The sequence below is a fragment of the Pseudonocardia humida genome, assembly GCF_023898865.1.
Lineage (GTDB): Bacteria > Actinomycetota > Actinomycetes > Mycobacteriales > Pseudonocardiaceae > Pseudonocardia > Pseudonocardia humida.
Genome location: NZ_JAGSOV010000116.1, coordinates 1 through 5709 on the forward strand (window position 1 = coordinate 1; position 5709 = coordinate 5709).

Annotated in this window: 6 protein-coding genes; 3 read left to right on the plus strand and 3 right to left on the minus strand. The window is 75.8% G+C overall.

The annotated features are described in order from the left end of the window. Positions 1 to 376: 376 nt before the first annotated feature. Positions 377 to 886, minus strand: a complete 510-nt coding sequence (locus KDL28_RS39940; protein ID WP_252446689.1) for an O-acetyl-ADP-ribose deacetylase — start codon at positions 884 to 886, stop codon at positions 377 to 379. 114 nt (positions 887 to 1000) lie between these two features. Between KDL28_RS39940 and KDL28_RS39945 the strand changes: the two genes are divergently transcribed. Both KDL28_RS39945 and KDL28_RS39950 read left to right on the plus strand, forming a co-directional pair. Continuing rightward, positions 1001 to 1156, plus strand: coding sequence for a hypothetical protein (locus tag KDL28_RS39945; RefSeq protein WP_252446690.1), 156 nt, complete (start codon positions 1001 to 1003; stop codon positions 1154 to 1156). A gap of 56 nt (positions 1157 to 1212) precedes the next feature. Next, the gene (locus KDL28_RS39950; protein ID WP_252446691.1) at positions 1213 to 2412 is read left to right on the plus strand and encodes a multidrug effflux MFS transporter; all 1200 of its coding nucleotides are present in this window, start codon (positions 1213 to 1215) and stop codon (positions 2410 to 2412) included. Here the strand turns inward: KDL28_RS39950 and KDL28_RS39955 are convergent. Both KDL28_RS39955 and KDL28_RS39960 read right to left on the minus strand, forming a co-directional pair. Continuing rightward, positions 2399 to 3646, minus strand: a complete 1248-nt coding sequence (locus tag KDL28_RS39955) for an RNA polymerase sigma factor (protein WP_252446692.1) — start codon at positions 3644 to 3646, stop codon at positions 2399 to 2401. The genes KDL28_RS39950 and KDL28_RS39955 overlap by 14 nt on opposite strands. After that, the gene (locus KDL28_RS39960; protein ID WP_252446693.1) at positions 3643 to 3993 is read right to left on the minus strand and encodes a YciI family protein; all 351 of its coding nucleotides are present in this window, start codon (positions 3991 to 3993) and stop codon (positions 3643 to 3645) included. Before KDL28_RS39960 ends, KDL28_RS39955 begins: the two co-directional genes overlap by 4 nt. A 153-nt stretch (positions 3994 to 4146) precedes the next feature. Between KDL28_RS39960 and KDL28_RS39965 the strand changes: the two genes are divergently transcribed. After that, on the plus strand, positions 4147 to 5568 hold the full coding sequence (locus KDL28_RS39965; protein ID WP_252446694.1) for a DUF2252 domain-containing protein: 1422 nt from the start codon (positions 4147 to 4149) through the stop codon (positions 5566 to 5568). The last annotated feature ends 141 nt before the right edge of the window (positions 5569 to 5709 follow it).

The following is a 5709-nucleotide window of genomic DNA, read 5'->3' on the forward strand; positions in this document are numbered from 1 at the left end:
GCGCGCCCCCCGGGGGGCTCGCGCCGGCTCGCGGCGCTGCGCCGCCTCGCCGGGGTGCGAGCGCGCCTTTCGTCCCGCCGGGTGGTGCGAGCGCGGCTTTCGTCCCGCCCGGGCGAGCGAGTGGCGCGGTGGCCGGCCTCGTTGGGCGGGAGCGCCGCTCGCTCAACCCGGGTGGGAGGGGGCTCGGCGAGCGAGTGGGGCGGTGGGCCCGGCTCGTTGGCCGGGTGCGCCGTTCGCTCAACCGGGGCGGGTGGGTCCCGGCGAGCGAGTGGCGCGGTGGGTCGGCCTGGTTGGGCGAGAGCGCCACTCGCTCGACCAGGAGCGGGTTCGAGCGCCGGAGCGAGAGCGGCTCTCGGCCCGTCACCGGACCGGCGCGTCAGCCTGCGGCGACGGTGAAGGCCTGGTGGGCGGCGTCGTCGAACAGTACGAACCGGACCTCCGCCACGTCGGTCGGTGTGGCTCGCACGGTCGTCACCGCGATGCGGGCGGCGTCGTCCATCGGCCAGCCGTAGATCCCCGCCGAGATCGCCGGGAAGGCCACGGTGCGGGCGCCGAGTTCGTCGGCTACCCGGAGGGACTCGCGGTAGCAGGAGGCCAGCAGGTCGGAGCGGTCCTCGCGCTTCGCGTACACCGGGCCCACCGTGTGGATCACCCAGCGGGCGGGGAGGTGGCCGGCGGTCGTGGCGACCGCCTGCCCGGTGGGCAGGCCGTCGGGGAGGGAGGTGGCGCGGAGCTCGCGGCAGGCGGCCAGGATCTCGGGGCCGCCGCGGCGGTGGATGGCGCCGTCGACGCCGCCGCCGCCCAGCAGCGACGAGTTCGCGGCGTTGACCACGGCGTCGACATCGGCCTCGGTGATGTCCCCGCGGACCAGGGCGATCTCGGTCATCGGCCCATCCTGGCCCGGTGCGGGTGCGGCCGCAGGAGCAGCGGGTTTCATCAGTTCTGGGGATAACGCGGGGCGCGTGGTAACCGTCCGCGCACGCTGGGCGAAGTCGGGGGCATGACCGCCTACGACTTGGGTCCGACCCCGCGCCGCGGCCCCGCCGCCCCGGGTCCGAGCCTGACCACCCGTCCCGCCGCCGGCGCCTTCATCGCCATGATGTTCGGGCTGACCGTGCTCGTCTTCCTGCTGGGGCTGCTGGCCCTCTCGGTGTGACCAAGCCGTTCGCCGGAGGCGCGGCGGGGGCGCCGGAACCCACGTAGGAAGAGCGGGTGACGGCTGCGCCACCCTCGACCCGCGTCCCGATCGGGATGGTGCTCGCCCTGGGCGGGCTGTCCAGCTTCGGGCCGCTGGCCCACGACCTCTACCTGCCCGCGCTGCCCGCGATGGCCGCCGACCTGGCCACCACCGAGGCGGCCACCCAGCTGACGCTGTCGGCCTGCATGATCGGGATGGCGCTGGGGCAGCTGCTGGTCGGGCCGTTCACCGACCGCGTGGGGCGGCGCCGCCCGCTGATCGCGGGCGTGGCCCTGTTCGCCGTCACCGCCGGGCTGTGCGCGCTCGCCCCGTCGATCGAGCTGCTGCTGGTGCTGCGCCTGCTCAGCGGGCTGGCCGGGGGCGCGGGCATCGTCATCGCCCGGGCAATGGTGCGCGACCTGTACGAGGGTGCGGCCGCGGCCAGGGTGTTCGCGCTGCTGGTCACCGTGACCGGGGTGGCCCCGGTGCTGGCGCCGCTGCTGGGCGGGCAGCTGCTGCGGGTGACCGACTGGCGCGGGGTGTTCTGGGCCCTGGCCGTCATCGGGCTGGTGCTGCTGGTCGCCGCGCTGACCCGCGCGGAGTCGCTACCGGTGCAGCGGCGCCGGGCCGGGGGCCTGCGCGCCACCGGGCAGGTGGTGGGCCGGCTGCTGCGCGACCGCTCGTTCGTCGTGCCGGCGCTGGTGCAGGGCCTGGGCGTGTGCGGGATGTTCGTCTACATCGCGATGGGCACCTTCGTGCTGCAGGGCGTCTACGGCCTGGACGCGCAGGCGTTCTCGCTCGTCTTTGCGGCCAACTCGCTGGCGCTGATCCTGCTCGGCCAGCTCAGCGCGGCGCTCGTGAGCAGGCTCGGGTCGCGCCGGCTGCTCGGCGCCGGCGTGGGATTGGCCCTCGCGGCGGCCGTGGCGATGCTGGTCGGGGTGCTCGTGTCGGACTCGGTGTGGGCGCTGCTGCCGCCGCTGCTGGTGCTGGTCGGCTGCTCCGGGCTGATCCTGCCCAACGGGACGGCGCTGGCGCTGGCCGAGCAGGGCGAGGTCGCGGGCACGGCGTCGGCGCTGGTCGGGCTGACCCAGTTCGGGCTGGCCGCGGCGGTGCCCCCGCTGGCCTCGCTGGGCGGGGTCTCCCCGGTGGTCATGGCGGTGACGACGGTCGGCACCGCCGCGGCGGCCGTCGCCGTGTTCGTCGTCGGTCGGCCCGGTCGGGTCAGCGCCCGGTGAGCGCTGCGAGCCGTTCCCGCAGGTGGGCGCGCTGGGCGGCGTTCTGCGGCAGCCGCAGCGCCGCCGCGTAGGCCGCGGCGGCCTCGTCGGCGCGGCCGAGGCGGGCCAGCAGCTCGGCCCGGGCGGCGTGCGCGGCCGGGTACCCGTCCAGGCCCGTCACGGCGGCCAGCTCGGCCAGCCCGGCCTCGGCGCCGCGCAGCTCGGCCACCGCGACCGCCCGGTTCAGCCGCACGACCGGGGTGTCCTGCACCGTCAGCAGCACCTCGTACCAGGACAGCACGGCGGCCCAGTCGGTGTCGGGCCAGCTGGGGGCCAGCGCGTGGCAGGCGGCGATCGCGGCCTGCACGACGTAGGGGTCGGGGGCGTCGGGGGAGCGGCGCAGGCCCTCCCCGACCAGCACGACGCCCTCGGCGATGCGGGCGCGGTCCCAGCGGGAGCGGTCCTGGTCGGGCAGCAGCACCGGACGGCCGTCGGGGTCGTGGCGGGCCGCGCGGCGGGAGTCCTGCAGCAGCTCGAGGGCCAGCAGGCCGAGCACCGACGCCTCGCCCGGCATCAGCTCGCCCAGCAGCCGGGTCAGCCGCACGGCCTCGTCGACCAGCGCCGGGCGCATCGGAGCGTCGCCGTCGGAGGCCGAGTAGCCCTCGTTGAACAGCAGGTAGACGGTGGCCAGCACGCCGCGCAGCCGTTCGGGCAGCTCGTGGTCGGCCGGGACCCGGTACGGGATGGCGGCGCGGGCGATCTTCTGCTTGGCCCGGGTGAGCCGCTTGGCCATGGTCGCCTCGGAGACCAGCAGCGCGTGGCCGACCTCGGCCGTGGACAGCCCGCACAACGTGCGCAGCGCCAGCGCCACCTGGCTGGGTACGTCCAGCGCCGGGTGGCAGCAGGTGAACACCAGGCGCAGCAGGTCGTCGCGGACGTCGGGGGCGTCGGCGTCGTCGGTGGGCGGGTCGAGCAGGACCACGGCGTCGGCCTCCTTCCCGCCGCGGGCCGCCTCGCGGCGGGCGAGGTCGATCGCCCGGCGGCGCGCGGTGAGCGTGAGCCAGGCGCGCGGCTCGGGCGGGACGCCGTCGCGCGGCCAGGTCGCGAGGGCCCGCTCGGTGGCGTCCTGCACGGCGTCCTCGGCGAGCCCGAGGTCGCCGGTGACCCGCACGAGGGTCGCCAGCACGCGCCGGCCTTCGTCGCGCACGAGGCGGACGAGGGCGGCGCGCGCCGGCTGCGGGTCGGGCGCGCTCACCCGCCGAACTGGATGATCGGGCGCACCTCGACGCCGCCGTCCCACGCCCCCGGGATCTGCGCGGCGAGCTTGATCGCCTCGTCCAGGTCGGCGCATTCGAGCAGGTAGAACCCGGAGAGCACCTCCTTGGTCTCGGCGAACGGGCCGTCGGTGGTGACGATGTCGCCGCCCTTGCCGCCGCGGACCCGGACGGTGGTGGCGGTGCCGGTGGGGTACAGCGCCGCGCCGCCGCGGATCACCGCGGCGGCGGCCTCGCCGAACTCCGTGTAGTCGGCCATGACGGCCTCCTGCTCGGGGGCGGTCCAGTCGAGGTCGGAGGAGTAGATGATGGCGGCGTAGGTGGGCATGACGGCTCCTTGAGGGGGTGACGGCCGGCCCGGACGACCGGCTCACCCTATGAACGGTCGGGCGGACCCGAGGAGGACACCCGCGGGGGAGGAGTTCGGGAGATGTCTGCGCCGGACCCCGTCCGGGCGTTGGTCCGGACGTACGATCCGGGCGTGGACGCCCCGGCCAGCCACGCGCACACGGTCCTCGCCGACGCCGACGGCGAGGCCTACACGTCGCTGCGCCGCCGCCCGGTGGAGCGCGCGGAGCGCTACGCCATCGGCAAGCGCCTGCGCAAGCGCGTACCCCGCTCGTCGCTGGCCGAGTGGCGGCCGCCGCGCGGGCGCCCCGACCCGGTCCGCCAGATCATGGACAACCACGAGGGCCGCGTCGGGCGGCTGGTGCCGATCCGCGTCGGCCGGATGGTGGCCTCGCCCTACGGGTTCCTGCGCGGCTCGGCCGTGGTCATGGCCGAGGACGTGGCGCACCTGCCGGCCACCGGCATCACCCCGGTCGTCTGCGGCGACGCGCACCTGGGCAACTTCGGCTTCTACGCCTCCCCGGAGCGCGACCTCGTGATGGACCTCAACGACTTCGACGAGGCCCACCCCGGCTGCTGGGAGTGGGACCTGCGCCGGCTCGTGGCCAGCATCTGGGTCGCCGGCCGGCACAACGGGGCCTCCGAGGACGGCTGCGAGGCCGCCGTCGCCGCGTGCGTCGCCGCGTACCGCGAGGAGGTCCGCTACCTCGCGAGCCAGCCGCTGCTCTCCCGCTCCTACCAGCGCCTCGACGTCGACCGCCTGCAGGAGGACACCGCGGAGGGAACGCTGCGCCACGCGGTGCAGAAGGCCGCCAACCGGGCCCGCAGGCGCACCAGCGACCGGGCGCTGCCGCGGTTCACCGAGCAGGTCGGCGAGGTGCGCCGGATCGTCGAGGAGCCCCCGCTGATCACCCGGGTGCCCGGCGCCGAGGCCGACCTGATGGCCGCGGCGCTCGACGAGTACCTGCTCACCCTCGCCCCGCACTGGCGGCGCATGCTCGGCGGCTACACGCTGGTCGACATCGCCCACAAGGTCGTCGGGGTGGGCAGCGTGGGGCTGCGCGCGTACGTGGTGCTGCTGGAGGGGTCCTCACCGGAGGACGTGGTGTTCCTGCAGCTCAAGCAGGCCCGCCGGTCGGTGCTCGCCCGCTACGTGCACGGCGAGTCGGCGTGGCACGCCCACCAGGGCCAGCGGGTCGTGGAGTACCAGCAGGCGCTGCAGACCGTCAGCGACCCGCTGCTGGGCTGGACGACCGTCGGGGGCCGCCAGTACTACGTGCGCCAGTTCCGCAACATGAAGGGGACCGTGCCGCTGGACGCGATCGACGCCACCGCCCTGGCCGACTACGCCGGCGTGGTGGGGCACCTGCTCGCCAAGGGCCACGCCCGCACCAGTGGCGCGTCGATGATCGCCGGCTACGTCGGCGGCTCCCCGAAGGTCGACGAGGCGCTGTGCCGGTTCGCCCGGGCCTACGCCGACCAGACCGAGGCCGACCACGCCGCGCTGGTGGCGGCCGTCGACCGCGGCTTGCTGCCGGTGGAGCGGGGTGTCTAGTGGCCCGTCCAGCAAGGTTCGACGGGTATCTCGGCGGCCCAGGTGCCCGCTGGCTGCGTTGCCGGCCGACCCGAGTACGCCTGGTACGAGGGCCGACCGGCGCCTTGCCAGCGAACACCTGGATCCACCGATATCCATCAA